At 64.1% G+C, this 26,161-nt stretch carries 21 protein-coding genes; 17 read left to right on the forward strand and 4 right to left on the reverse strand.

The features are described from left to right. The first annotated feature begins 305 nt into the window (after positions 1–305). From B2Z70_RS08685 to msrA, 6 genes are all read left to right on the forward strand, one after another. Positions 306–707 (forward strand): protease inhibitor I9 family protein, encoded by a 402-nt coding sequence (locus tag B2Z70_RS08685; RefSeq protein ID WP_292982529.1) that lies wholly within the window; start codon positions 306–308, stop codon positions 705–707. A 5-nt stretch (positions 708–712) separates the two neighbouring features. Then, on the forward strand, positions 713–4,363 hold the full coding sequence (locus B2Z70_RS08690; protein WP_292982531.1) for a S8 family peptidase: 3,651 nt from the start codon (positions 713–715) through the stop codon (positions 4,361–4,363). Positions 4,364–4,647: 284 nt separating this feature from the next. Continuing rightward, complete coding sequence (locus B2Z70_RS08695) at positions 4,648–8,154, forward strand: S8 family peptidase (RefSeq protein WP_292982533.1); 3,507 nt, start codon at positions 4,648–4,650, stop codon at positions 8,152–8,154. Positions 8,155–8,285: 131 nt separating this feature from the next. Beyond that, on the forward strand, positions 8,286–8,726 hold the full coding sequence (locus tag B2Z70_RS08700) for a phosphoribosyltransferase (protein ID WP_292982535.1): 441 nt from the start codon (positions 8,286–8,288) through the stop codon (positions 8,724–8,726). A gap of 109 nt (positions 8,727–8,835) precedes the next feature. After that, a complete protein-coding gene (gene msrB / locus B2Z70_RS08705) occupies positions 8,836–9,309 on the forward strand; it encodes a peptide-methionine (R)-S-oxide reductase MsrB (protein ID WP_292982537.1) in 474 nt (157 codons plus the stop codon). Continuing rightward, positions 9,306–9,836, forward strand: coding sequence for a peptide-methionine (S)-S-oxide reductase MsrA (gene msrA, locus B2Z70_RS08710; protein WP_292982539.1), 531 nt, complete (start codon positions 9,306–9,308; stop codon positions 9,834–9,836). Before msrB ends, msrA begins: the two co-directional genes overlap by 4 nt. Before the next feature lie 54 nt (positions 9,837–9,890). Here msrA and B2Z70_RS08715 read toward each other — a convergent pair whose 3' ends face one another. Genes B2Z70_RS08715 through B2Z70_RS08725 form a run of 3 tightly spaced genes read right to left on the reverse strand, consistent with a single transcriptional unit; the run spans position 9,891 to position 12,136 of the window. Next, positions 9,891–10,205 (reverse strand): hypothetical protein, encoded by a 315-nt coding sequence (locus B2Z70_RS08715; protein ID WP_009800505.1) that lies wholly within the window; start codon positions 10,203–10,205, stop codon positions 9,891–9,893. Between the two features lie 18 nt (positions 10,206–10,223). After that, the gene (locus B2Z70_RS08720; protein ID WP_292982541.1) at positions 10,224–11,528 is read right to left on the reverse strand and encodes a pyridoxal phosphate-dependent aminotransferase; all 1,305 of its coding nucleotides are present in this window, start codon (positions 11,526–11,528) and stop codon (positions 10,224–10,226) included. Then, entirely contained in the window at positions 11,525–12,136 is a 612-nt protein-coding gene (locus B2Z70_RS08725) for a TetR/AcrR family transcriptional regulator (RefSeq protein ID WP_292982543.1), read from the reverse strand. Before B2Z70_RS08725 ends, B2Z70_RS08720 begins: the two co-directional genes overlap by 4 nt. Before the next feature lie 164 nt (positions 12,137–12,300). On the opposite strand from B2Z70_RS08725, the gene B2Z70_RS08730 reads away from it, so the two are divergent. The 3 genes from B2Z70_RS08730 to B2Z70_RS08740 all read left to right on the forward strand — a co-directional run bounded on the left by B2Z70_RS08730 (position 12,301) and on the right by B2Z70_RS08740 (position 15,746). Then, positions 12,301–13,074 (forward strand): outer membrane protein, encoded by a 774-nt coding sequence (locus tag B2Z70_RS08730; RefSeq protein ID WP_009800502.1) that lies wholly within the window; start codon positions 12,301–12,303, stop codon positions 13,072–13,074. A gap of 170 nt (positions 13,075–13,244) precedes the next feature. Continuing rightward, the gene (locus B2Z70_RS08735) at positions 13,245–14,219 is read left to right on the forward strand and encodes an NADPH:quinone oxidoreductase family protein (protein ID WP_292982547.1); all 975 of its coding nucleotides are present in this window, start codon (positions 13,245–13,247) and stop codon (positions 14,217–14,219) included. Positions 14,220–14,348: 129 nt separating this feature from the next. Next, the gene (locus B2Z70_RS08740; RefSeq protein WP_292982548.1) at positions 14,349–15,746 is read left to right on the forward strand and encodes a serine hydrolase domain-containing protein; all 1,398 of its coding nucleotides are present in this window, start codon (positions 14,349–14,351) and stop codon (positions 15,744–15,746) included. Here the strand turns inward: B2Z70_RS08740 and B2Z70_RS08745 are convergent. Continuing rightward, positions 15,743–16,732: a LysR family transcriptional regulator gene (locus B2Z70_RS08745; RefSeq protein ID WP_009800499.1), complete on the reverse strand. Its 990-nt coding sequence runs from the start codon at positions 16,730–16,732 to the stop codon at positions 15,743–15,745. The two genes, B2Z70_RS08740 and B2Z70_RS08745, sit on opposite strands and share 4 nt — an antisense overlap. Positions 16,733–16,833: 101 nt before the next feature. Here B2Z70_RS08745 and B2Z70_RS08750 point away from each other — a divergent pair, with 101 nt between their 5' ends. From B2Z70_RS08750 to B2Z70_RS08785, 8 genes are all read left to right on the forward strand, one after another. Continuing rightward, positions 16,834–17,418 (forward strand): hypothetical protein, encoded by a 585-nt coding sequence (locus B2Z70_RS08750; protein ID WP_009800498.1) that lies wholly within the window; start codon positions 16,834–16,836, stop codon positions 17,416–17,418. Between the two features lie 14 nt (positions 17,419–17,432). Next, entirely contained in the window at positions 17,433–18,086 is a 654-nt protein-coding gene (locus tag B2Z70_RS08755; RefSeq protein WP_292982550.1) for a GNAT family N-acetyltransferase, read from the forward strand. Continuing rightward, positions 18,083–18,667 carry an isochorismatase family protein gene (locus B2Z70_RS08760; protein WP_292982552.1) on the forward strand — a complete coding sequence of 195 codons (585 nt, stop codon included), beginning with the start codon at positions 18,083–18,085 and terminating at the stop codon, positions 18,665–18,667. The genes B2Z70_RS08755 and B2Z70_RS08760 overlap by 4 nt, the downstream gene beginning before the upstream one ends. Before the next feature lie 142 nt (positions 18,668–18,809). Then, positions 18,810–19,859, forward strand: a complete 1,050-nt coding sequence (locus tag B2Z70_RS08765) for an isoaspartyl peptidase/L-asparaginase family protein (RefSeq protein ID WP_040612324.1) — start codon at positions 18,810–18,812, stop codon at positions 19,857–19,859. Positions 19,860–19,864: 5 nt separating this feature from the next. After that, positions 19,865–20,266: a hypothetical protein gene (locus B2Z70_RS08770; RefSeq protein WP_292982555.1), complete on the forward strand. Its 402-nt coding sequence runs from the start codon at positions 19,865–19,867 to the stop codon at positions 20,264–20,266. Between the two features lie 56 nt (positions 20,267–20,322). Continuing rightward, positions 20,323–21,462 (forward strand): homogentisate 1,2-dioxygenase, encoded by a 1,140-nt coding sequence (locus tag B2Z70_RS08775; protein ID WP_009800493.1) that lies wholly within the window; start codon positions 20,323–20,325, stop codon positions 21,460–21,462. Between the two features lie 82 nt (positions 21,463–21,544). Continuing rightward, entirely contained in the window at positions 21,545–22,558 is a 1,014-nt protein-coding gene (locus B2Z70_RS08780) for a fumarylacetoacetate hydrolase family protein (protein ID WP_292982558.1), read from the forward strand. Between the two features lie 308 nt (positions 22,559–22,866). After that, positions 22,867–26,148: a S41 family peptidase gene (locus B2Z70_RS08785; RefSeq protein ID WP_292982560.1), complete on the forward strand. Its 3,282-nt coding sequence runs from the start codon at positions 22,867–22,869 to the stop codon at positions 26,146–26,148. Positions 26,149–26,161: the final 13 nt, after the last annotated feature.

The raw sequence follows: 26,161 nt of genomic DNA on the forward strand, positions 1-26,161 counted from the left end.
AAAATCCGCGTGTCGGTGGTTCGAATCCGCCCCCGGGCACCATTTTCCCCGTTCTTGCTGGTTCGCTCGCGCTCAACTTGGTCGATCCTCGCTGATGCTGCGTGTCCATCCTTGCGACCTCTTCGGGGGCGGGGGTGAAGGGCGAAAACGGTGTCGCCGAGGCTTTCTGCATGCGCCCCGAATTCACAGTGCTCCGGACATGACCGGGCCCGGGAGTCACTCGCCTTTTGAGGGCGTTTAAGGAATACTCCATCTGACGCGGCGAGACTGCAGACCGGGTTCCGATCGCCTTTCGAGGAGCGCATATGACTGGCTGGACATCGTATCCGGGACTGCGGCCCCTTCTGGGGCTTCTGGCGCTGGTCCTGGCGGCGTGCGCGCCCGCGCAAACCCTCAACGGTCTGGACCGATCGAACTATATCGTATCCCTGGTTTGTGTGGACGCGACGGATGATGCGCGCAACCGACTGGAGTCGCAGCGTGATCGCGTGCTGGCGGACGTCTTTGGCCGTAATGGGTTTGGCGCCCTGTCCGACGGGACGTCGGCGCGGCCTGTCTACGGCGCGAGTTTCGTCATGACCCATGCGTTTGAAATCCGGCTGACCGCAGAGGAAGCGACGCGCCTGGCGCGCCATCCCGAGGTGGTCAGCGTCAGTGCGGACACGCTGCACCGACCGACCCGCGCCGCCGCCGAGAGCCGAGGCTGAGCATGATGACCCTGAAACCTTTCCTGATCGCCGCAGCGGCCCTGAGCCTGACGGTGGGACACGCTGCACCGGTGCTGGCCCAGTCCCGCCCCGGCCCGGAGATGGCCTCCGGCCTCGCAGGGCTTCAGGGCCCTGTATCGGGGCGCGTGCAGCAACAGCTTGATTCGGGCGAACGGGTTCCGGTCATCGTCACGCTGGACATTCCCGTGGACCTGGCGGTGCAGAGAGCCGATCACGGCCCGGCCGGAGACGCCATGCGGCGCCGGATCGCGGACCTGCAGAATGCGCTCCTGACCGAGGTCTACGGAGCAAGCGCGCGCGCATCTGAACAGTCCCGACAGGGCCTGGGCTATCAGCCCTTCCGGGTGACGCCGGGTTTCGCCATTCTCGCCAATCAGGCGGAGATCGTCCGTCTGGCGTCCGATCCTCGGGTGCTCAGAGTGCGTGAGGACCGCATTATGCGCCCGGCCACGGACACTTCGATGGGCCAGATTGGCGCGGATAACGTCTGGGCGCGGGGCGTGGAGGGCGCCAATGTCTCCGTCGCCATCCTCGATACCGGCATTGAGAGCCGTCACACCATGGTGCGCGACAACATCGCCGCCAGCGCCTGTTTCAACAGCACTCTGAGCACGGCGAACCTGACGGCCACAACGACATGTCCGAACGGGCTGGATCAACAGCTGGCGGAGAGCTCGGCGGACGCTGCGACGGCGTGTCTGGACGCTGATTACTTTGATGTCGCCTCCGCGGTTGACGGCTGCGTACACGGCACGCACGTCGCCTCGACCGCCGCCGGCAGCACCGTCACGCTCAAGAGCGGCGCTGGCGTGTCGGGCGTGGCCCCGTCGAGCGAGATCATCGCAGTCAATGTCTTCAGCCGGTTTGACCGGGACACCTGTACCGTGGATGGCGAGCCGCGTGCAGAGCATGAATGCGTGCAATCGTTCAGCTCGGACCAGATCGCCGCGCTGGAATGGCTCCTGGACAACCGCGATCGCTATAATCTGGCGGCCGTGAACATGAGCCTGGGCAGCGATGGCTTTACGGAGCCATGCCTTGGCACCGACTATGAAGTCATCATGCAGGAGCTCACCGATGCAGGCGTGGCGGTGGTCGTCGCCGCCGGCAATGACGGGTTCGCCAACAAGATCAGTGAACCCGCCTGCGTCCCGTCCGCCATTTCTGTCGGCGCCGTGAATGACAATGACGTCGTGGCCGGCTTTTCCAATGATGCAGACTTCCTGGATCTTCTGGCGCCGGGTGTCGACATTCTCGCGGCCCTTCTGACCGAGGAGCCGCCGCAGAACCAGAATTGCCAGCTGGTGCCTGATACCGAGCCCAATGAGGACGGGGTGTGCCACTGGTATGGCGAGCTGCAGGGCACCTCCATGGCGGCGCCCCATGTGGCGGGCGCCTTCGCCCTCTTGTATCAGGGCTTTCCCTCAACCAGCGTCGCGCAAAGGCTGACGGCCCTGCAGGTGACGGGCGAGCCGGTCATGGACGGGTATACGCAGCGCGTGCACGCCCGCATCCAGGTTGACGCCGCCTATGACTTCCTGGCGAACGGCGCGGGGGTGGTGCGGTCAGTCTCGCTCGACAGTCTGACCCGGTTTGACGCCCGCAACACTTCCAGCGATGTGGCGTCCTTCAATTCGACGACGCGCGCGATCCGCAATGCCAGCGGCCAGTCCAGAACGGTGCGCGTGGTCAGCAAGCCCGACTGGTTGACGACAGAGTTCTATGAAGGCGACGGCGCGCCCAGCGGAGCGCCTGTGTCCCAGACCGCACTGACGCTGATCTCTGATGGACAGCTGCGCCTGCGGGTGAACGGGATCGGCCTGTCTGACGGTTTCAACAAGGGTGAGCTGGTGCTCTCCGTGGACGGGTCCTCCACCCGTATCCGGCTCAAGGTCACGGCTCTCGTCACCACGCCGGTCGAGCTCGACTATGAGACCGTCCGGTTCGGCCCGTTTGAATGGGTGGGCGACGCGGATGAGAGTGTGGGCAGCATCTTCCGTCTCGTGGGTCTGGATTCAGGCCTGCCAGTGGCTCTGAGCGCGGACATCGAGCGCTGGGGCGCACGGGACGGCCGCACGGTGACGGATGCGTCCATCCAGTGTGACTTCGTGGTTCGTCCCGAGCGTTTTTCAGGAAACGAGTACATTATCGGCGCCGCGGATTTCACCGATTGCCCGCGCTTTGACCGCGCCGATGTGTTCATCGATGCGCGCGTGGCCCGGGCCGACGCCGCCGGTTTGCGCATGCGCCGTTTCCTGTTCAACCGGTCTGGCGGCATCACCGACGCGGCCTATGACCCGTCGGGCGGCGCCGGCATGGCGCAAAGCCTGATGGCACGCGCGCCCGTTCGCGAAGCGGATGCGGGGAGACCGGCGCTTTACGCCGAGATGGGGCCGGGTTCCGTGTTGGCCCCCGAGGCGCTGACGCAGGCCGAGTTCGGTGTTTTTGAATGGACCCATGACGGAACAGGCGCCTTGCTCAGCGAATTCCGGCTGGGCCCTGTGATCAGCGGCGATGACATCACGATCGATGTGGCGCTCATCAACGCCTCTTCATCCGGATATGACGGCGCCTTCACCGATTGCCGCCTGACCATCCGCCCGGCGCGACGCGGTGAGAATGACCTTTTGATCACCTCCCAGGACCTGACCGAGGATTGCGGCGCGTTCGGCCGCGCTGATGTGCTCTTCCGGGTGACCGCGGATTCCTCCCGGGTCAATTATGCACTGGGCGATATCGACAATATGCGCATGCAGCGCCAGATCCGTCAGGACACAGGCGCGCTCACCGACTTTCATCTGGATGGCGCGGTGTCCACGGGCGTGACGGCCACCAATCTTGGCAATGGCTCGGGGCAGGTGATTGCGGGACCGTTCGAGTGGACCGGCGACAGCTCGGCGCCCACCTCCAACCAGTTCCGCATCGCCGGCGTGACGAATGGCGCGGTCAGCCGCATCGACGTCTCCATCGCGAACGCGACGGCGAGCGGATATGCGGGCGATTTCAACGATTGCTCGCTGACCATCCGCCCGCAGCGGGCAGGCGCGCGCGATTACATCATCCTGCGTGAGGACCTTGCCGATTGCGGGGCCTTCGGGCGCGGCGATCTGAGTTTCCGCATCCAGGCGCCGCTCAGCGCGTTTCCTGCCGCAGTGAAGGTGCGTCGTCTGGCGTTTGGCGCGGACGGCGACATCACCGATTTCGGCTTTGACGCCGAGGCCGGCGCAGGACAGACCCCGACCGCCATTTCGGGGGGGCGCGAGGAGGTTGTCTTCGGGCCGTTCGAATGGGTTGGCGACGCTCAGGCCGGCACGCGGGGCGTATTCCGCATAACCGGTATCGTCGGCGGACTTCCCGATTCCATCGACATCGCCATCGCCAACGCCACAGCCGGCAATGGACAGTTTACAGGCGCCTACAGCGATTGTTCCCTGACCTTGCGCCCTGGCCGGGCCGGGCTGAACGAGTTTGTCATCGGAGCGGCCGACTTCATCGATTGCGGCGGTTTCGGGCGCGGGGATCTGAGTTTCCGAATCCGAGCAGACGCGGCCGTGCTTGCCGATACAGTCCGCATGCGCCGCTTCGCCGTCACCACTGCGGGCGGGCTGACCGACTTCGGGTTTGACAACGACTAGGCCTGGCTCTCTCTCCCTTTCCCGGGACAATCAGAGCGCCCTTCGCAGATCTGCGGAGTGCGCTTTCATGTTGTAATACTATATTAACTCTTCGAGTTTCCCCCAGAACGGGTATTGTGAGGCCGTTAGTCGTCTTCCGGGGGGAAGGAATGCGCACATCATTCCTGATTGCAGGTCTCTGTTTTCTTCTGTCTGGCCTCCTGGAGGATGCGGCGCAAGCGCAGTCCGAACGACCGTCTGCGGGGCTAGTGCGGGACATATCCGGACCTGTCTCAGAGCGGTCCGTGGACCGTCTAGCCGAAGGCGAGCGCATCGGCGTCATCATCATGCTGCGCGATGACCCGCACCAAAGGGCCTTGCGGGAATCAGGGGACGTGCGCGGCGCGGCCGCGCGCGCCAGCTTTGAAGACCGCATGCGCGAGGTCATCCGCGACGTGAGGAGTCGTGAGGGCCAGTTGCGCGCCAGCGCCGGGACTTTGGCGGAGCTCTCACAGCCCTATGCCCGGTTTCCGTTGAGCGCCGGCTTCGCCCTGCGCGCCACAGCTGAGGAGATCGGGAGATTCGCCAGTCACCCCGAGGTCGAGCGGGTTTTCGAGGATGCCCTGAGTGCGCCGCAACTGGACCAGTCCACGCACCGCATTGGCGCGTGGAGCGCCTGGGCGCAGGGCTTTGAAGGACAAGGCAGCACAGTCGCGGTGCTCGATACCGGCGTCGACGCTTTCCACGTCATGTTCCAGGATGTGATTAAGGCCAGCGCCTGCTTCAGCTCGAGTGTCGAGGGTGAAAGTTCGTCCCTGTGCGAGAACGGCGTGTCCCGTCAAACCTCCCTGACATCGGCGACCCTGGCCCTGCCGTGCCTGGATGCGAAAGCGGATGCCGAGAACGGGACGGAGGGCTGCCTTCACGGGACTCACGTGGCCAGCATTGCAGCCGGGCGCAGGTTTCATGACCGCTCCTTCATTCGGGGCGTCGCGCCCTCAGCGAAGCTGGTGGCCGTGCAGGTCTTCTCCCGGTTCAATTCAGAGGCGTGCGAGGACTTCTATCCCGGACGGGACGCGGAGTGTGTGTTGAGCCCGACCAGCCGCCAGATCGAGGCTCTGGAATGGCTGTATTCGGTGAAGGACGAGCTCGGTCTCACGGTTATCAATATGAGCCTGGGCGGCGGTGAGTTCAGCCAGCCCTGCACGACTGATCCCCGGCGCAGCATCATCCAGTCACTCACGCAGGTCGGCGTGTTCACGGTAGCGGCAAGCGGGAATGATGGCTTCAGAAATGCGCTGTCAGCGCCGGCCTGCATTCCGGAGGTCGTCTCTGTGGGCTCGACCGGCACAGGCACGACTCCGAATGGTTTCTCCAATCAATCACAGGATCTGGACTTCTTTGCTCCGGGTGAGGCGATCGAGGCCGCTGCCTTCACGGAGGCGCCCTCTGAAACGGGAGACTGTGTGTCTTCGGCTGTCGGAGCCTATGTCGGAACCTATCCGGATATCCGCTTCCTCTGCTCGCGACTGACCTATCTGAGCGGCACATCCATGGCCGCTCCGCACGTGACCGGGGCGTTGGCGATCATTCGGGACGCCCTGCCTGAGGCCTCGTTTGACGAGATTCTGGACGCCTTGCGGTTTACCGCTCGGCGACCGCCTCAAGCCCTCGACCATGTCCCGGCGGGGGAGATTTCCATCAACAAGGCGATTTCCTATCTGCAGGAGGGCGGCGTGATTGTCGGCGGGGTGATCTTGATCCGCCCGCGGACCTATGTCGCGCGCAATGCATCGCGCGACAGAGACAGCTTCAACACCGAAACGTACAGATTCTACGAGAACTCGATAACAAGCCGAAGGCTGCAGGTGCTGAGCCGCCCTGACTGGGTGAGTATATCTGAAGCATCGAGGCCTCTGGCCGGGCCTTCCGATTCATTCCTCCTGGATATCGAGAGACCGCTGGACCTCCTGTTTTCAGTCAACATCCAGGAAGAGCTGGCGGATGGCCTGACCGGCGTGGTGCGTCTGAGGCCGGAGCATTCCGATGCGGTGATCGAGATTCCGGTGTCTCTGCATATCGAGGGTGAGCTGGATCAGATCCGCAAGGTGGTGACGGCAGGCCCCTGGTCCATGGTGGGTGATTCCGCCAACCCCGAGGCCAGCATCTTCCGGATTGTGGGTCTGGACCGATCAATGCCCCATCGGATCAATGTTGCGATCTCGGGCGCGGCCTCAGGCGACTACCAGAACGCCTTTACCGATTGCTCGCTGCCTGTCCGGCCCGAGCGGTATTCCGGGTCAGAGTACCTGATTGTCCGTGGCGATCTCGCAGCGTGCGGGGCGTTTGACCGAGCGTCATTGCGATTCCAGATCCTGGCCGACCCAACAGATGTCGACGCCGGACTGAGAATGCGCCGCTTCTTCCTGGATCGGGAAGGGGCGCTGACGGATGCAGGCTATGACCGGTTCCGCAATATCGAGGTCAGCGAGAGTGCAGCTGGTGAGGCTGTGCCAGCCTTCCTGGAGGATCTGATCGATCAACCGCAGGGCCTGGAAGACAATTTGATTCTGGAATGGATCGGAAGTTCGTCGGTCGGCGCGATCTCGGAGTATTTCGTCGTTCAGGGACTGGAGGAGGATGCGCGGGTTCATGGCGTCTGGGCCGATTTCTACTTCGAATCCCAGCCTGGCAGATCGCCAAGCGGCTACAGACGGTGCGAGTTGCCCGCCATTCCGGAGCGGCGGCGGGGCGGGGAGTATGTCGTTCTCGTTTCGGATCTCGAGACGCATTGCGGTTTTCGCGGACGGGCCGATATCTTGCTCCAGCTTCTGTATGAGGGGGAGCTGGGGCCCGTGCACTCAAACCTCCGGTTCAGCCGGATGGTCCAGTCACCCGATGGCGGCATCACGGATTTTTACAACTATCGGTACTCCGGGATGGACAACCCCTCTCGTCCCAGCGTGAAAACCGATAGCGAAACCGGGCAAAGCTATCTGCAATCCACATGGGGGGCGTTCGGCTGGACAGGCGACGCCGATGCACCGACGCAAAGCGTGTTTCGGATCGCCGGTATACGAGGCGGCGCGCCAAGGACGATCGATGTGAGCATCGCAGGCAGTCTCAGAGGGAATTACCAGGGCGACTACTCGGACTGCAGCCTGGAGATCAATCCGGCCCGCGCCTCGGACTGGGATTATCTCATCTTCGCTGAAGACCTGGAGGTCTGCGGGGATTTCGGGCGTGCAGACCTGACCTTCCGCTTCACGATGGGGCGAAGCCAGGTCAGCCAGTCTGCCGGGAATGGAGTTGCTCCGGGCCAGGTCTCCATGCGGCGTGTCGCAGTTGGCGCGGAGGGCGATCTGACCAACTTTTCCTTCGACGTGTATCGCTATGCTGGGGTATCCAGGTCCACGCGAGCGGATGGCCGCATCGAGGCGACCAGCGAGGTGTTCGAGTGGGTCGGAGATGTGAATCAGGGAACCCGGAGCATCTTCCGGCTCTCGGGCGTGACCGATCTTCCCGATGAAATTCATGTCGCCCTCGATCATGCGAGTTCGCAGAGCGGACGCTATGTCGGAGAGTTCTCCGATTGCGTTCTGGAGCCGCGGCCCGAGCGAATGGACGGGGATGCCTATCTCATCCTGCCCCAGGACATGGCGGAATGCGGCGCCTTCGTGCGCGCGGACCTGCGCATCCGGTTCATCCTGTCGAGCGAAAGTCTCCGGGGCCGCCTCGGACTGAGGAGATTCGCCGTCACCAATACCGGTGGACTCACGGACTTTGTGTCGGATACCTACCGGCATAAATAAGGCGGCATCCGCATCCTGGAGCTTTGGCGGCTCACAAGGGGAGTGCTGGCGAGAACCCTCAAGTCGGACAGGACCTTGTCGTGCTCGAGGTTCTGGCGGATGGTGTCGGAAAGCGACCCAAAGGCTCTCACATGCTCAAACTCAGCTGGACGGATATCGAAACCCTCTCCGCCTCGATCGCGGACCAGGTCGCGCAGCGGCATGGGCCGATTGATCCGGATACGGTGCTGGTGGGCGTGGCGCGAGGCGGGCTGATCCCGGCGGCCCTGGTGGCGCACCGGCTGGGCCTGCGCAAGATGACCTCGCTGGGGCTGATGTCCTATGCTGACGGCGTGGAAGGCGCGCAGGGACGGATGCAGGCCTATGGCGCGGCGCCGGAGGCTGCTGCGATCGTCATTGATGACATCATCGATTCAGGGCGCACGCTGGAAGAGGTGCGCGCCCGTTATCCCGACGCCATTGTCGCTGCGCTGATCGACAAGACCGGCGGCGTCTCGGGCGTCATCGCCGGCAAACAGACGCCGGCCGGCGAGTGGGTGGAGTTCCCGTGGGAAGCCATCGGCGCGCTCTGAGCCCCGCCTTCAGCCCTTGTCTCAGCGCCTAGTCGCCTCACATTGAGGAGAGCGGACTGGCGCATATCGCTTGACGGCCCATATGGATGTGACAGGCAAGGAGGCCGAGATGAGCACCGATCCCAAATGGGCGCGTACGCCCGAGGCGCTGGCCCGGCTCAGCCCCGAAGAGCGCTATGTCACCCAGGAGAACGGCACCGAACGTCCGTTTACGGGCGCGCTTCTCGAGGAAAAGCGCGACGGCATCTTCGTTGACGTGGTGTCCGGCGAGCCCTTGTTCGCTTCGGCGGACAAGTATGAATCCGGCTGCGGCTGGCCCAGCTTTACCCGCCCGATCACGAAAGAGGCGCTGGCCGAACTGCGCGATGACAGCCATGGCATGGTGCGCACCGAGGTCCGCTCCTCTCATGCCGACAGTCATCTGGGTCATGTCTTTCCGGACGGGCCGCCCGATCAGGGCGGTTTGCGCTACTGCATCAACTCCGCCGCCTTGCGGTTCATTCCGCTGGAAGAGATGGAGGCGGAAGGCTATGGCGACTATATCGACTTCGTGAAGGCAGGCCGTAAGGAGGCCGTAAAATGAGTGAGACGACCGAACGCGCCCTTCTGGCGGGCGGCTGTTTCTGGGGCATGCAGGATTTGATCCGGCGCCGTCCCGGCGTCATCTCCACCCGTGTGGGCTATAGCGGCGGGACGACCGAGAACCCGACCTATGAGCAGGTGAAGACCGGCAAGACCGGCCATGCGGAATCCATCGAGATCGTCTTCGATCCGTCCGTGACGAGCTATCGCGAGATGCTGGAGCTGTTCTTCCAGATCCACGATCCCACGACCCTGGACCGTCAGGGCAATGATATCGGCACGCAATACCGCTCGGCGATCTTTTATTTGGACGATACCCAGAAGGCCGTCGCTGAAGACACCATCCAGGATGTGGATGCGTCGGGCCTGTGGCCGGGCAAGGTGGTCACCGAGGTGACCCCGGCGGGTGAGTTCTGGGACGCCGAGGACTTCCATCAGGATTATCTCGAGCGCTATCCCAACGGCTATACTTGCCATTTCCCGCGCCCCGACTGGGTGCTGCCCAAGCGCAATGCCGGCGCAGCGTAAGCGCGGACCCCAATCAGGCTGATGAAACCCCGTCTCCTAGAGGCGGGGTTTTGTCTAGCCGCCTGTCGCCTGTCGCCAGAGGAACAGTACGACCGCGCCCTGAAGGAATAGCGGGATGGCGAAACTCACAGCGCCGAACAGCGCCGCGACCACCAGCAGAAGAAAGCGCGTGGGCAGACGCATCATCATGCGTCCGCGCTCGCCGGCCGTGGCGTAGGGCGAGCGGATCACGTCGAGCATGTCGTCAAAGCCGCCGCGCAACAGCATGGCGAAAACCCAGAAGGCGCAGGCCACTCCAACCCAGACCATGATCCGGATCCAGGTGGAGAACCCTTCCGCGGCCATCACCGCATTCCAGTCGAGATCCATAGACCGCCCAGCGCAGGATCAGCCGCGCGCCCATTGCGCCATGGCCCTGATCCCCTCCATTACCCGGTAACAATGCCGGTTCAGGAAGGCTTCGTCGAGCGTTTCGCCCTCTGACAGGGCGCGCAGGGCCAGCTCGCCATCAAAGTCAACGAAGGCGAGGCGCAGAGACAATTCGCTCTCCGGGCGCCCGAAAGCGGAGCCGGGCAGGGTGGCGACGCCCGTGTCTTCCAGCAGGCGCTCGCACAATTCGCTGCTGGTGGTGATGCCGCGAGCATGAAGGGCGTCTGCGATCGGGTCGAAATTGGGAAAGGCGTAGAAGCCGCCCCGGATCGGATTGACCCGGGCGCCGGCGTCGGTCAGCTGCTCCGTGACGAAGTTCGCCAGCGCTTCGAGCACCTGACGCGAGCGGTGCAGATACAGCTCCATCTCCGGCCCGCCCTCGAACGCGACCTTGGCGGCGTGCTGGATGGGCGCGGACACGGAGGTGTAGGTCTCGCTCGCGGCCGCCGCCATGGCGTCCTTGAGCCAGCTCAGGGATTTGGGGAAGGCGAAGAAGCCCAGCCGCCAGCCCCCGGCGCCCGCCCATTTGGAGATGCCGTCGGAGATGATGGTGCCGCCCCGGTAATAGCGGGCCGCGGACTGGTGTCGGCCATCAAACTGCACCCCGCCATAGATTTCGTCCGACAGAAGCAAAAGGCGATGCGCGCGCGCGGCTTCAGCGATGGCCAGCATCTGGTCGGGCGTGTAGGCGGTGCCCGTGGGATTGCCCGGCGAGTTCAGGATCAGAAGGCGCGGGCGGTCGGGATCGTGTTGGCAGGCCTTGTGCAGCACCTCGGGCGTGACCCCCAGCCCGGTTTCGGGCGCGGTGGGCAGCCAGCGAATGGGTCGGCCGATGATCTGGGCCTGCGGCGCATAGCTGACCCAGGACGGGGTCGGGATCAGCAGGTCGCCGTAATAGACAAGCTGCAGCAGGAACATCAGCTCCTTGCTGCCCGGACCGATGAGGATGTCCTCGGGATCGAAATCGAGGCCCTGGGTGCGCTTGAGATAGCCGCAGATCTTTTCGCGCAGCCCGTAAAGGCCCTGAACCGGCAGGTAGTCCTTCTGGAAAGCGTTGTCGCGCAGCGCTTTCTGCATCACGTCCGGAACAGGGAAAGGAGACTGGCCCAGCCCCAGTTTCGAGACCTTGCGCCCCTGCTTCATGAGGGCGGCGGAGCGTTCATTGATGGCCAGCGTGGCCGACAGGCCCAGCCCCCGGATATTGAGATTGAGCTGGACGGAGGGGGCGAAGATCTCGGGCGCCTGGATGTCTCTGGGGCTCATGGCTTGGCCTCTGGTTTCATGCCGTCAGTGAAAAGGGCTGTCAGGTCTGCGACAAAGGCCGACATGTCGAGCGGCCGGATCTCATCCCCTTTGAGCAGCTGCTGGTGCAGGATCGCAATCAGGGTCGGTCCGTACAGGGCCAGAGCGGCGTGGCGGACGTGGTCGGGATTGGAGCCTTCAGGGTCGACGCTGGGAGCGAGACGGTGCTCCAGGGCCTGCAGGGACGGTTCGATGATCGTCTGCAGATAGGTGCGCGCCACCTCCGGATCATGGATGGATTCCACAAGGGCGAAGCCATGGGCCTGGGCGAACAGGCGGCTTTGCGCGCCGGCCAGCGCCAGATGGCCATAGCCGGACACGGCCTCGTGCAGGGAGGCTTCAGGCTGGCTGCTCTGTTCCAGAAAGTGTTTCGCGCCCTCGGCGAAAAATCCGATCAACGCTGTCACCACGCCCTGACGATCGGTGAAGAAATGGCGCAGGGTCGGTTCGGATACGCCCGCCTTGATGGCGAACTGGCGCAGACTCACAGGGGCCGAACGCTCGGCGATGGCTGTGGGCGCCAGCAGGCTTAGCAATTCGTGGCGGCGGTCTTTCACGGCGGCAGGCATAGGCAGGTCTCACTCAGGGCGTCCGCGCCCAGAAGACGCGAGTCAGGTTGCGGAAACCTTAGACCGCCGTGTGATCCAATCCCAAGCGATATCGTATATAGTATATGCGATACTAAAGCTCATTGCGGGTATCGCATCGGCACTCGCAACACAGGATATGACCCATGACCAAATCTCTGCTTCTGTCATTCGCCGCCCTGGCTGCGCTCTCCGCGCCTGCCGCAGCCCAGCAATACGTGTCTGGCTCTGTTGGTCTGAACATGCAGACCGACAGCGATAATGAAGGCGCGTTCTCGCGTGACTTCGTCACGGGCGACGGCGTTGCGGTTCCGCCCGGCGCGGTGCTGCCCGCCGGGACGGGCGTCGGCTGGACGACCGAGTTTGATTCCGGCCTGTTCGTCTCCGCCGCATACGGCTATCGCCTGAACGAGATGTTCCGCGTGGAGGCCGAGCTGTCCTATCAGGGCGCGGATGTGGACACGCACACGGACGTCCAGGCCGGCGGTTCCGCGCTGGGCGCGGCTGACGCCGCCGTGCTGATCACGGGCTCGTCCCCGCTGGGCGTGACCGTCTCCGATCTGGTGGCGGACGGCCAGGGCGACCTGACCTCCACCGGTCTGGCCATCAACGGCTATTATGATCTGCCGATCGAGAACTCGCCCTTCGCGCTTTATGCGGGCGCCGGCGTCGGCATTGCTGAAGTGAAAGTGGATTATTCGCCGTCTGGCGTCGCCATTGTCGATGACAAGGAAATGTCCGCCTTCTTCCAGGCCATGGCGGGCGGCTCCTACGCCATCAGCGATACGACCGCTTTCTACGCCGGGTACCGCTATCGCGCCTACAAGGATGCCGAGACGGATTCTGTGCTGATCCCGGCCTCTCTGGATGTCGAGAATTCCAGCCATATCCTCGAGCTGGGCGTGCGGTACAGCTTCTAGACAGACCTCAGCGCGCAAGAGGGGGTGTGTCTGAGGCCGGTGTGCGGGCCGCTGCATGGGGCGGTCCGCACATGTCTCAGTCGCTTTAGCGGTTAAGGAGTTGCTTGCGCCTCACGCTTGCTGCTCTATCGTGCCCTCGAACAGACAGACGAGTCAGGGAGGAGCCGTTCATGCGCGCATTGGTCTGCAAGGATTTCGCACCTTACAAGAACCTCACGGTGGAAGAGGCGCCCGAACCGCCTCTGGGCGAGGGCATGGTGATGCTCGACGTGAAGGCGGCCGGGGTGAACTTCCCCGATATCCTGCTGGTCGAGGGCAATTACCAGATGAAGCCGCCGACGCCTTTCGTGCCGGGCATGGAAGCGGCCGGCGTGATTTCCGACCTCGGCGAGAAGGTGCAGGGCGTCAAGGAGGGCGATCGCGTCATCGCCGCCACCATGATGGGCGCCTTCGCCGAAAAAGTGCCGGTGCATTTCAGCCAGGTGGTGCCCATGCCCGAAAGCATGAGCTTTGAGGAAGGCGCGGCGCTGACCACCATCTATGGCACCAGCTATCACGCGCTCAAGGACCGCGCCCGTCTGAAGGAAGGCGATACCGTTCTGGTGCTGGGCGCCGCCGGTGGCGTGGGCATCGCCACCGTGCAGCTTGCCAAGGCCATGGGCGCCAAGGTGATCGCTGCGGCGAGCTCGGACGAGAAGCTTCAGTTCTGTCGCGACAATGGCGCGGACGAGACGATCAACTACACGACCGAAGACCTCAAGGCGCGCGTCAAGGAGCTGACCGGCGGCAAGGGCGTGGACGTGGTGTATGACCCGGTGGGCGGTGATTACGCCGAACCCGCGCTGCGGGCGACGGGTTGGGATGGCCGCTATCTCGTGATCGGCTTCGCCTCCGGCCCCATCCCGAAAATCCCGCTCAATCTCGCGCTGCTGAACAGCCGCAACATCCAGGGCGTCTTCTGGGGCGCCTGGGCGGGACAAAATCCGCGCGACAATGCCAAGAACCTCAAGGAAATCTTTGACTTCTACGAGGCGGGCAAGATCAAGCCGCAAGTGTCCGCCAGCTACAAGCTGGAAGATTACGCCAAGGCGTTCGAGGATCTTCTCGAGCGCCGGGTGAAGGGCAAGGTCGTCCTGACGCCGTAAGGCGACATCGTCTGACTCAGATCCTGAAACCCCCGGCAGAGACCCTGGCCGGGGGTTTTTCATGATCGGCGCTCGGATATTGGCCATTGGGGCGACGCGGTGCAGTATGACGCCGGACAGGGGGACGTAATGCGGCATATTCTGACGGCGGTTCTGGCGGTTCTGGCGGTTCTGACGCTGGGCATGACAGCGCATGCGCAAACTTCCGATGCGCTGGACAGCTTCATTATGCGACAGATGGAGCGTTCGAACGCGCCGGGGCTCGCCTATGCTGTTGTGGACGGTGCGGAAAGCCGCGCCGAGGGCGCCGGAATGACGCGCAGCGGGGGCGAGACGCCTGTCACCGCGCAGACCCTGTTCCGCATTGGCTCTGTCTCGAAAAGCTTCACGGCCCTCGCGATCGTGCAGCTGGGAGAACGAGGCGCGCTGGACCTTGATGACCCGGTGTCCGTGCATCTGTCTGCGTTTGAGGGTCAGGCGCCGATCTCGCTGCGCCAGCTGCTCAGCCATACCAGCGGATACTCCACCGTTCAGGGCAATTCGGCCGCCCATGGCCTGACGCTGGCGCAGCGCGCAGCCCGGCTGGCCGCCGACGGCCCGGCGCAGACGCCCGGATCAGGCTGGGCCTACTCCAATGCGAACTATCAGATCCTCGGCGCGGTGATCGAGGCGGTCAGCGGGGAGGCGTATGCCGACTATGTCACCACGTCCATCCTGTCCCCGCTCGGAATGACCAGCACCCGTGTCCAGACCGACGCGCCGGTGGAAGGGCTGGCGACCGGACATCAGCCTTTCTTCTTCGGACGTCGCGCCGTGCAGACAAGCGGCGGCGAGGCGGCGAGCGCCCCCTCTGGCGGCGTGATCTCAAGCGCCGGGGACATGGCGCTTTACCTGTCGATGATGCTGAACGGTCAGGACGATGTAATCTCGGCGGCTGCGAAGGCCGACATGCTGCGCCCGGCCAGCGACGCTTCGCCCTATTACGGGCTGGGCTGGGCGCTGGATCTCGAGGGCGGCTATGCGCTGCATACGGGGCTCACGCCGGGATTTGAGGCGATTGCGGTTCTGGAGCCTGCGCAACAACGCGGCGTTGTCGTGCTCGTCAATGCGTCGGGCGGAATGGGGTTCAGCGAAGTCTATCCGCTGCTCTATGGCGTCACCAATCTGGCCCTGGGCGAGCCTTATGAGGGGGCTGGCGCGGACTGGGGCGCGAAATCGCTCTATCTGCTCTTCCTGCTCATGCCGGCGGCCTATCTCGCGGCCAGCATTGGCGCCTTTGTCCAGCGCGACGGTTTGCGGGCCAAATCCGGGCTTTTCGGCCAGATCAGCCTGTGGCTGCCGCTGGCCATGTCCGGCGTGCTGGCGCTGGTGCTGCTGTGGGTCGTGCCCGGCCTGTTCGGCACGACGCTGGGCGGTCTGGCGCTCTACCAGCCCGATCTGGTGATCCTGCTCTACGCCAGCGTGATCACCAGCGCGATCTGGGCGTTGCTCCGCCTGCTGATCGCGCATACAGGGCCAAGACTCTAGTCCAGCGCCTTGGGCCGCGGACGTTCGCCACGCACATGCACGACGTCCACATCGGAGAAGGTGCTGGGCGGCAGATAGTCCTTGCGGAACCAGGGATAACGCGTGCCGTCGAAAATCTCGCGCAGCCAGTCGAGCACCTTGCGCACCCGCGTCACCCGACGCTGGTCGGGATGGTAAACCATCCACAGGGTGATCGGGACCTCGAGCCCCAGATCCACATGCACCAGCTCCGGCTGCACCTTGGCGGCATAGGTCGGGATCATCGAGATCGCGGTGCCGGCGCGCACGGCCTCCACCAGCGCCAGTGAGTTGTCCGTCGTCAGGGACGGATTCATCATCTGCTTGATGGCGCTGGCTTCCTTGGGCCAGTGCGTTTGCTGAGCGCTATAGCTGACCAGATCGGCGATGCGGTGATTGAGCACGTCCGCCACGCTCTTGGGCGCGCCATAGGTGTCCAGATACGCCCGCGCCGCGAACGGCACATAGTGCAGCGTGCCCAGCTCGGTTGCCACATGGCTCATGCGCTTGGATTCGGTCATCTGCAGGCAGATGTCGCTCTGGTCGAGCGCCAGCTCGCCATCCACCCGCGTGTTGATCTCCAGATTGATGGCCGGGTTCGCCTCGACAAAGCTGGGCAGTTGCCGTGCGATCCAGTAGCCCGCCACCCCCTCGGGCGCGGCCAGGTGAACGGTGCCAGCGTCTGCGCGGTCGGCCTGGTGGGCGATGCGTTCGATGTCGCCGGCGGTGGATTGCATGATCTGGACCTGGGCCCAGATGCGCTCGCCGATGGCGGTCAGCTCCACGCCTTCCGCGCCACGGGTCACAAGGCGGGCGCCGATCCGGGTTTCAAGCTGCTCCAGACGCCGACTCACGGTTGGCTGTCCGATGCCGAGCTTGCGAGCGGCGCTGCTCATGGACCCCGAGGAGACCAGCGCATGGAAAATACGCAGATCGTCCCAGTCAAACAGTTGCGGCTTAGTGCTCATGAACGCGTCCGCTTTGCGGATGAATAGGGGGCATGTCGTCTTCGCTGAAGCGCAGGAGGGAGGGGAACCGGTAACATTCCTGACATTGGATGAGGGGCTTCATGCGCGATCAGGATAAGCAACACCGGCTGGAAGGGCCAGATGCGCCAGCGACCGCTGAACTCATGCGCATCTTCGCCCGGCATGGCTTTACATCTTCTGAAGAGCCCTCGGATGTAGCAGACGCCTCTGCAGTCGCCGTCACCGCACTGGGCGGGGCTCTGGCCTCGGCCGAAATCGTGCTGGGATGTCAGGCGCGCACCGGGCGCTGTTTCTTCATCCGCCGTAATGAAGCGGGTGAAGCCAGCGGCTTCATCGCCCTGCTGTTCCTGAACGCTCTGGGCTTTGAGGCGCTGATGTACGGGCGCCTGTCGCCCGACAATCCCGACCTTGATCAGCTGACCGCTCCCGATGAGCGCGCGTCGGCGATTTACGTGTGGTGCCTGGCCGGCGTCAGCGAAGCGGACAAGCGCGCCGTCGTGCGTGCGGTGACCGAAGCGCGACGCCGGGCCTTCCCGCACGTGGCCTTGTTCGCCCGGCCCATGAGCCGGGAGGGACGCATGATGACCGCGGCGCTCGATGCGCCGTCGTCAGGCGCAGCCTGGCTGGGGTGGGTGCCCCAGGCTGCCGATAGCAACAAGTCTTAGGGTCGGAGGGGGCTATGGACGGAACACGCGTAGAGGAATTCGAACCGCCCGTGATCATTCGCGTGGCGCGTAACCTGGAAGACATGCAGCGGATCGCTGTGGTTCGCGCCCTGGTCTACATGGCGGAACAGGACTGCCCGTATGACGAGGAGTTTGACGGCAACGATCTCGCCGGCGCCACCCATCTTCTGGGCGAGGCGGGCGGAGAGCCGCTGGGCTGCCTGCGTATTCGCTGGTTTGCGGATTTCGCCAAGATTGAACGCGTCTGCGTGCGCAAGGGGCACCGCTCGGGCCGGGTCGCGCGACAGATGATGACCGAGGCCATGGAGATCATCCGGCGCAAGGGCTACCGCAAATTCGTGGGCCATGTGCAGGAGCACCTGATCCCGTACTGGAAGCGCTACGGCTTCATCCATCGCGAGCACCGCGGGGTCTTCGTATTTTCAGATAGGGCGTATGCGGAAATGGAGGGGCGCCCGGCGCCTCACCCCCAAGCGCTGCACATTGATACCGATCCGCTGATCCTGGATCGGCCGGAAGGGGATTGGGATCGTCCCGGTCCGCTCGACAAATCGGTGAAACGCGGCGCGTCGCCGCTACAGGGGAGGGAGCCGGCACGCGGCGCCAAGGCTGCGGCTGCGCTCAAGGAGACGGAGAAAGCAAAATGAGCCTGGGTGTTCCCGTACTGGTCTGCCTGGATTTGCAAATGGAGTTCGTGGCCGAGGGCCGTCCCTGGACGGATCCGCAGGGTGAACGCATTGCCCAGGTCAGCGCATCCATCCTGTCTGAAGCCCGCTCTGCGAACTGGTCGATCGTGCATGTCCAGCTTCATCCGGGCGGACCGATCATGTCCGATAACGGCTTGCACCAGCCGGCGCCGGGCTGTGAACCGCGTCCGGGCGAGATTCTGCTGCGACGTGCGGGCGTGTCCGCCTACGCGCATCCCGATCTCGCAGGCATTCTCGAGGGCGCCATGGGCGCGCCCGCCTATCTGATGGGCTTCTCTGCGCCGACCTCGCTGACCGCCACGATGTATGACGCCGAAGAGCGCATGCATCCGCTCAATCTGATCGAGGAAGCCGTCGGGTCGGCTGAAGTCGGCGAATGGTCCGCCGATCACGCCCGCGCCCTGTGCATGGATACGGCGGCCAAGCTCAATCGCCTTGTCTCGCGCAGCGCGCTCTTCGGTGAAAAATCCCAGTATGCGCTTGGCCGCATCAACATGCTGACCCAGCCACGACTAAGCTAGACTGCAGCAGCTTGATCGTGCGGAGAAAGGCGAGGTCGGGGGACCTCGCCTTTCGTATTTTGAGCCCGGCTTGCGCGCAGAATGCTTGCCATCGGTCAGACAAGCTGGTCCTCTCAGCGTCAAACAGACCGGGGAGAGACTGATGCGGCGTCTTTTGATGAGCGTATGTGCTGGGGTTCTGGCGAGCGGAGCGGCGATGGCGCAGGACCAGGCGGAAGACTGGGCGATCGTGCTGCATGGCGGCGCTGGCGTCATTGAACGCGGCGACATGGATGCAGAGACCGAAGCCGCCTATCGCGAAGCGCTGGATGCGGCCATCCGGCTGGGCGGAGAGATGCTGGCTGACGGCGCCAGCGCCATGGATGCGGTCGAGGCGGTCATCCACACCCTTGAGGATGACCCGAAATTCAATGCCGGGCGCGGCGCTGTGTTCACATCCGGCGGTCGCAACGAACTTGATTCCTCCATCATGCGCGGCTCGGACATGCAGGCTGGCGCGGTGGCTGGCGTCACCAATGTGCGCCACCCGATCTCGCTGGCCCGTGCGGTGCTCGAGAACAGCCCGCATGTGATGCTGCAGAGCGAGGGCGCAGAGGCCTTCGCCGCGGACCAGGATCTCGAACTGGTCGACAATTCCTATTTCTTCACCGAGCGCCGCTGGGCCTCGATGGTGCGCGCAGTGCGTCAGCTGGGCCTGCCTGTTCCGCCCCGCCCCGAAGGCGCCCCGGATCCCGAACCCATTCGGGAAGGCGCGCTTGATCTGATGGAGCGTGAGCATGCTTTCGGCACTGTGGGCGTTGTCGCGCGCGATGCGACCGGCGAGATCGTGGCGGGCACGTCCACGGGCGGCACGACCGCCAAGCGCTGGGGCCGGGTGGGCGACAGCCCGATCATTGGCGCCGGCACCTACGCCACGCCCCAGTGCGGCGTTTCGGCCACCGGTACGGGCGAATACTTCATCCGCCTGAATGTGGCGGCCCGCATCTGCACCTATATCGAGAGCGGGCAGGATGCGGACGACGCCCTCGATTCGGTCATCATGCAGGACCTGACCGCCATGGGGGGTGATGGCGGGGTGGTGATCCTGGCCAATGACGGCCCGCATTGGGCCTTCAACACGTCCGGCATGTATCGCGCCAGCTGGACCCCCGGGTCTGATCCCGTGGTCTCGGTCTATGGGGATGAGGACTAGGCGCGATGAGACAGGCCGTCCGTGCCGGTCTTGTTTATTTTGTGATCGTCTTTGCGATCGGGTTCGGTCTGGGCAGTCTCCGCGTTCTTCTGGTCTCCCCCGTTCTGGGTGAGCTGGGCGCGGTGCTGCTCGAGCTTCCGGTCATGCTTGGCGCGTGCTGGCTGACTTCACATGCCCTGACCCGGCGCATGCCTGCCGCCACTCCGGCGGCAGGTCTTGTCATGGGCGCGGTGGCCTTCACCTGTCTCATGATCGCGGAGTTGGCTCTGGGCAAGCTGGCGTTCGACCGCAGCCTGACCGACCAGGTGATCCGTTGGACAAGCCTGGCCGGAGCGCTCGGACTGTTCGGGCAAATCCTGTTTGCACTGTTTCCATGGATTCAGCTCCGCCGAACGCCTTCCATTTAGTTTCAAATGTAACTATCTTGTCGGAGATACGGTTTTCGCCAGTCAGGGAGCGCCTCATGGCTCGCAAATGGATTTACGCATCCCGTGTGGAAGGGAACGCCTCGCGTCAGGCTCACGCCGACATGCCCGAAGGCACCTATGAGCGGGAGATGAGCAAGGAGGGGTTCTTCGGCCCCGCCGCCTTCCTGCACCACAAGCGTCCGCCCACCGGTTGGGTCAATTTCGAGGGCCCGCTGCAGCCGCGCGCCTTTGACCTGAACAAGCTGGGCGCGGCGCAGAACACGCCGTGGGAGTCCGCCTCCGTGCTGTTCAACAACGCTACGGACATCCGGTTCTGGTCGCTTGCCGAGCCGATGACCACGCTGGCGCGCAACGCCGATGGCGACCAGCTTCTGTTCATCCATCGCGGCGCGGGCTCGCTGTTCTGCGATTTCGGTCATCTCGAGTATGAGGCGGGCGATTACATCGTGCTGCCGCGCGGCACGCTGTGGCGCCTGTCCCCGTCAGAGCCGACCCTGGTGCTGATGGTGGAAGCCACCAACACCCACTACACCCTGCCGGACAAGGGCCTTGTCGGTCCGCACGCCGTGTTCGACCCGGCCATGTTCGACGTGCCCGCCATGGATGACGCCTTCAAGGCGCAACAGTCCGATGAGGACCATGAGTGGAAGGTGCTGATCAAGAAACGCGGTCAGGTCTCCACCATCACCTATCCCTACAATCCGCTTGATGCGGTGGGCTGGCATGGCGAATTGCATCCGGTGCGCCTGAATGTGCGTCATATCCGGCCGCTGATGAGCCATCGCTACCATCTGCCGCCGAGCGCGCACACCACCTTCCTGTCCGATCGCTTCGTGGTCTGCACCTTCGCCCCGCGTCCGTTCGAGACCGATCCGGGCGCGCTGAAAGTGCCGTTCTTCCACAATAATGACGATTATGATGAAGTGCTGTTCTACCATGCCGGCGACTTCTTCAGCCGCGACAATATCGATGCAGGCATGATGACCTTCCACCCGGCGGGCTTTACCCATGGCCCGCACCCCAAGGCGCTGGCCAACATGCTCGAGCAGAAGAAGCCGGCGACCGACGAATACGCCGTGATGATCGACACTCGCGACCCGCTGGATGTGGGCGAGGGCGCATCGCGTGTCGAGAATCTGGACTATGTGAACAGCTGGAAGCCGAAGGCGAAATAGGCTTCGCGCACCGGCCTGACCTGAATGACTGCATCCGGTGGCGCTGTGGCGTCGCCGGCAACACTAGCGGAGAGCTCCCCTCATGAAACTCGCCACGCTGAACAATGGAAAACGCGACGGCCGCCTGGTGGTCGTTTCCAAGGACCTCGCTTGGTGCGCGGACGCCAGCCATATCGCGCCGACCCTGCAGGCCGCGCTCGATGCGTGGGAGACCAAGGAGCCGGCCCTGCGCTCGCTGGCCGATGAGCTCGAACGCGAATCCATCCCGCGCGAGCGCTTCCATGAGCGCGAAGCTCTGTCGCCCCTGCCGCGGGCGTTCCAGTGGGCGGACGGCTCGGCCTACGTCAATCACGTGGAACTCGTGCGCAAGGCGCGCGGCGCGGAGCTGCCCGACAGCTTCTGGACCGATCCGCTGATGTATCAGGGCGGCTCGGACAAGTTCCTGGCGCCGCGTCAGGACATTCCGCTGGGCGATGACAGCTGGGGCTGTGACTTTGAAGCCGAAGTCGCGGTCATCACCGGTGACGGCCCGGCGGGGCTGAGCGCGGACGACGCCGCCAAGCAGATCCGTCTGATCATGCTGGTCAATGACGTCTCCCTGCGCGGGCTGATCCCGGGCGAGCTCGCCAAGGGCTTTGGTTTCTTCCAGTCCAAGCCGCCGAGCGCCTTCTCACCGGTCGCGGTGACGCCGGACGAGCTGGGCGACGCCTGGGATGGCCGCAAGGTGCACCTGCCGCTTCATTCCTGGCTGAACGGGAACAAGTTCGGTGAACCCGAATGCGCGGTCGACATGACCTTCGACTTCGCCCAGCTGGTCGCACACGCCGCGAAAACTCGTCCGCTGTCGGCGGGCTCCATCGTCGGGTCGGGCACCATCTCCAACAAGCTGGACGACGGTCCCGGCAAGCCGGTCGCGGAAGGCGGCAAGGGCTATTCCTGCATTGCCGAGATCCGCATGATCGAGACGATCTATGACGGCGCCGCGAAGACCCCGTTCATGACCCCGGGCGACACCGTGCGCATCGAGATGCTGGACAAGGACGGCAAGTCCATCTTCGGCGCGATCGAGCAGAAAGTGGTCCGTTACGAGGGCTAGAAGCGACGGGCGCGAGTCTGAACGCCGTGAGGATCAGGGCCGCCGCGAACGCTCGCGCGCGGCCCTTCTTGCATGGGCTTGCGGCAGCGGGCCTTGGCGGTCTTCACCGGATTCACAGCGGTTGAGGGGCGGGTTTGCAGCGTCCGCGATCCTGAAAGACAGCACCTTGTACGGACTTTTTTCCTTTCTGTTTGGTCATCTTTCTTTCCTTGCGTCCCCCATTGGCGTGGGCAAACTTGCCGCATAAGGCTGCCTTAAGAGGGCGGCGCATCGCGTGCATCCAACGATATGCGCTAGGGGAGACCACCATGAAACATCTTATCGGCGGGGTTGCCGCCGCTGCTCTGGGCCTTGCGGCGTCCGCCGCCTCGGCCCAGGACGATCAGACCTTGATGCTGCGCATGCCAGCTGTTCACGGAGACACGCTGGTCTTCGTCTACGCCGGCGATCTGTGGCGATCCGGGCTGGACGGACGTGATCCGGTTCGTCTGACCTCCCATGCGGCCGACGAGCGCTCGCCGCACATCTCCCCCGACGGGACGATGGTGGCGTTCACCGCCGATTATGAGAACAATCAGGACGTCTATGTGATGCCGATCACGGGCGGTCAGCCCCAGCGGCTCACCTGGCATCCGGGCAATGATCAGGTCACGGGCTGGTCGCCTGACGGACGCGTCCTGTTCGCCTCCCATCGCGAGGTCAATCACGGACGCTCCGACCAGCTCTGGTCGATCGCGCCGGGCGAAGGCTATCCGCGCAAGGAAATGGACGCCCGTTTCGTGATCGGCGACATGAGCGCAGATGGCCGCCTGGCCTATCACCCGACGCGTCTGGCCCATTCCTTCTTCACAGATGGCGGCTCGGGCTGGCGGATCCACCGCGGCGGCTCCACCGGCACCATCCGCATCCTCTCCGCCGACCGGGAAAGCTCGACGCTTCTGGAGAGCGACCGGATCAATGAATTCTACCCGATCTGGGTCGGCGACCTGGTCTATTATCTCTCGGATGTGGATGGCGAACAGCTCGCCCTCTACAGCTATGATCCCGAAACCGGTGAGCGCACCCGTCTGCATGACGAGGCGCCCTGGGACATCCGCTGGATGGATTCTGACGGCCAGACCCTGGTCTTTGAGGCGGGCGGCCGTCTCAAGCGCTATGATGTCGCCACCGGTCAGGTCAGCGAGATTCGCGTATCCCTGAACGCCGATCTGCCCCAGCTGGCGCCGCGTTGGGAAAACGCCGCCAGCACCATCCAGTCCGCAGCCCTGTCGCCGACCGGTCAGCGTGCGCTGATCACGGCGCGCGGCGAGGTGTTCTCGGTGCCGCTGGACGAAGGCTCCACCCGCAATGTGTCAAGCACGTCCGGCGTACGCGAATACACCGCCATCTGGTCTCCGGACGGCAATCGCGTAGCCTATATCACGGATGCCGGCGGCGCCCAGCAGCTCACGGTTGTCGATCAGCGGGGCTTTGAGAGCCCGCGAACGCTCTCGCTCGGCGGTGCAGAGGATTCCTTCTACTTCCTGCAGTCATGGACGCCGGAGACGAACCGGATCGTCTACACCGACCATCTGCTCAACCTCTATGTCCTGAGCCTTGAGACCGGTCGCTCGACGCGAGTGGCCACCGAGGTGCGCCGGTCCGGTTTCGAGACGGCCGTCAGCCCGGACGGGCGCTGGCTCGCCTACACGCTCGAGCAGGCCAACTTCCTGCGCGACCTCGTGCTGTACAATCTGGAGGACGGAACCCGGATCACCGTGTCTGACGGCATGGCGGATGTCGGCGCGCCGGCCTTCTCCCGCGATGGGGCCTATCTGTACTTCGCGGCCTCCACGAATGTGGGCCCGCAACAGGTCGGGCTGAACATGCAAACCCGCGAACGCCCGGTGCGTTACGGCCTCTACGCGGCGGTCCTTGCAGCGAACGGCGACTCGCCGCTCCTGCCGGGCACGGGCGATGAAAACGCCGATGACGGCTCGAACGGGTCTGATGACGACGATTCGGACGTCGCCGCCGCAACGCGCGTGGATGCGGCCGGCCTGTCGGACCGGATCGTGGCGCTGCCGGTGGCCGAGCGCAATTACGCCAATCTCGGCGTCGCCAAGGATGGCTCGCTGCTGTTCCTAGATCTGGCCCAGCCGGGTGCGGAATACACGCCGCCCGGAGAAAGCCCGAACGCGCAGAACCGCCTGATGCGGTTTGATTTCGAGGAAAAGGAAGCCTCCGAACTGGCAAGCGGCGTCAACCAGTTCATTCTCAGCCAGGATGGCTCCACGATTCTGGTTGACCGCAATGAGGGCGGCTGGGCGCATTCTGAAACCGGAGCGAGCCTCGAGCTGAAGGGGCTGAACACCTCGGGCATGCGTCTTCGCATCGATCCGCGCGCGGAATGGGCGCACATCTTCGATGAAGTCTGGCGCATGGAAGCGGCCTATTTCTACGATCCGGACCTGCACGGTCTTGACTGGCAGGGCGTGCGCGAACGCTATGAGCCGCTCCTGGCCCATGTGGGCCGTCGTGAGGACCTGAACGCGCTGATGGTCGACATGATCGGCGAATTCCAGGTTGGCCATAACCGGACCGGCGGCGGCGACGTCCATCGTGAGCAGGGCGTTCCCGGCGGACTTCTCGGCGCTGATTTCACGTTGGAAGGCGGACGGTATCGCATTGCGCGGATCTATTCCGGCGAATCCTGGAATCCGTTCCTGACCGCGCCTCTGGCGTCTCCGGGTCTGGATGTCTCGGCCGGTGATTTCATCCTGGCCATCAACGGACAGGATCTGACCGCGTCGGACAACATCCACGCCCTGCTGCAAGGCACGGTGGATAACCAGATCACCCTTACCGTTGCGGATACGGCGAATGGTCGGAATGCGCGCGACATCATTGTCGAACCGGTGGGCAACGAGAACGCCCTGCGTCTGTGGGGCTGGATCGAGGCCAACCGCCAGGCCGTGGACGAAGCGACCGATGGTCGTGTCGGCTACATCTACCTGCCCAATACGGCAGGCGCCGGCTATGACTTCTTCAACCGCATGTACTACGCCCAGGCCAACAAGCAGGCGCTGATCTTTGATGAGCGCTCCAATGGCGGCGGCCAGGCGGCGGATTACATCACCGACGTGCTGTCACCCTTCCATCTGGCGGGCTGGCTCAGCCGGGGCGATCAACTGCCCTACAACACGCCGTTCGGCGCTCACTATGGCCCGAAGGTCATGATGATCGACCAGGACGCGGGTTCGGGCGGGGATTTCTTGCCGTATTCCTTCCGCCGTCGCGAGATCGGGCCGCTCATCGGCACCCGGACCTGGGGCGGCCTGATCGGCATCTCCACCAATCCAGGCCTTGTGGATGGCGGCTCGCTGGTGGTGCCTTACTTCCGCTTCTACACGCCTGACGGCGAGTGGCGCGTGGAGAATGAAGGCGTTGCCCCGGATATCGAGATTCATCTCGACCCGGTGGCGACCAATGCCGGACGGGACAACCAGCTGGAGCGCGCGCTGGCCGAGCTGGAGCGCATGATGGCGGCCCAGACCACGCCGTCGGTCCCGCTGACTGCGCCGGCCGCGCCCGAGACCGTCGGGCAGTAGGTCCCGACCTCGA

Origin of the sequence: Oceanicaulis sp. UBA6590, from assembly GCF_002433705.1 — a bacterium.
Taxonomy (GTDB): domain Bacteria; phylum Pseudomonadota; class Alphaproteobacteria; order Caulobacterales; family Maricaulaceae; genus Oceanicaulis.

Excerpts from the sequence above, each read along its gene's own strand:
- B2Z70_RS08725 (WP_292982543.1), bottom strand. The coding sequence starts at position 12,136 with ATGCCTGCCGCCGTGAAAGACCGCCGCCACGAATTGCTAAGCCTGCTG.
- B2Z70_RS08780 (WP_292982558.1), top strand. The coding sequence starts at position 21,545 with ATGAAACTCGCCACGCTGAACAATGGAAAACGCGACGGCCGCCTGGTG.
- B2Z70_RS08740 (WP_292982548.1), top strand. The coding sequence starts at position 14,349 with ATGCGGCATATTCTGACGGCGGTTCTGGCGGTTCTGGCGGTTCTGACG.
- B2Z70_RS08700 (WP_292982535.1), top strand. The coding sequence starts at position 8,286 with ATGCTCAAACTCAGCTGGACGGATATCGAAACCCTCTCCGCCTCGATC.
- B2Z70_RS08685 (WP_292982529.1), top strand. The coding sequence starts at position 306 with ATGACTGGCTGGACATCGTATCCGGGACTGCGGCCCCTTCTGGGGCTT.
- B2Z70_RS08765 (WP_040612324.1), top strand. The coding sequence starts at position 18,810 with ATGCGGCGTCTTTTGATGAGCGTATGTGCTGGGGTTCTGGCGAGCGGA.
- B2Z70_RS08715 (WP_009800505.1), bottom strand. The coding sequence starts at position 10,205 with ATGGATCTCGACTGGAATGCGGTGATGGCCGCGGAAGGGTTCTCCACC.
- B2Z70_RS08775 (WP_009800493.1), top strand. The coding sequence starts at position 20,323 with ATGGCTCGCAAATGGATTTACGCATCCCGTGTGGAAGGGAACGCCTCG.
- B2Z70_RS08735 (WP_292982547.1), top strand. The coding sequence starts at position 13,245 with ATGCGCGCATTGGTCTGCAAGGATTTCGCACCTTACAAGAACCTCACG.
- B2Z70_RS08690 (WP_292982531.1), top strand. The coding sequence starts at position 713 with ATGACCCTGAAACCTTTCCTGATCGCCGCAGCGGCCCTGAGCCTGACG.
- B2Z70_RS08745 (WP_009800499.1), bottom strand. The coding sequence starts at position 16,732 with ATGAGCACTAAGCCGCAACTGTTTGACTGGGACGATCTGCGTATTTTC.
- B2Z70_RS08755 (WP_292982550.1), top strand. The coding sequence starts at position 17,433 with ATGGACGGAACACGCGTAGAGGAATTCGAACCGCCCGTGATCATTCGC.
- B2Z70_RS08770 (WP_292982555.1), top strand. The coding sequence starts at position 19,865 with ATGAGACAGGCCGTCCGTGCCGGTCTTGTTTATTTTGTGATCGTCTTT.
- B2Z70_RS08750 (WP_009800498.1), top strand. The coding sequence starts at position 16,834 with ATGCGCGATCAGGATAAGCAACACCGGCTGGAAGGGCCAGATGCGCCA.
- msrB (WP_292982537.1), top strand. The coding sequence starts at position 8,836 with ATGAGCACCGATCCCAAATGGGCGCGTACGCCCGAGGCGCTGGCCCGG.
- B2Z70_RS08760 (WP_292982552.1), top strand. The coding sequence starts at position 18,083 with ATGAGCCTGGGTGTTCCCGTACTGGTCTGCCTGGATTTGCAAATGGAG.
- msrA (WP_292982539.1), top strand. The coding sequence starts at position 9,306 with ATGAGTGAGACGACCGAACGCGCCCTTCTGGCGGGCGGCTGTTTCTGG.
- B2Z70_RS08785 (WP_292982560.1), top strand. The coding sequence starts at position 22,867 with ATGAAACATCTTATCGGCGGGGTTGCCGCCGCTGCTCTGGGCCTTGCG.
- B2Z70_RS08730 (WP_009800502.1), top strand. The coding sequence starts at position 12,301 with ATGACCAAATCTCTGCTTCTGTCATTCGCCGCCCTGGCTGCGCTCTCC.
- B2Z70_RS08720 (WP_292982541.1), bottom strand. The coding sequence starts at position 11,528 with ATGAGCCCCAGAGACATCCAGGCGCCCGAGATCTTCGCCCCCTCCGTC.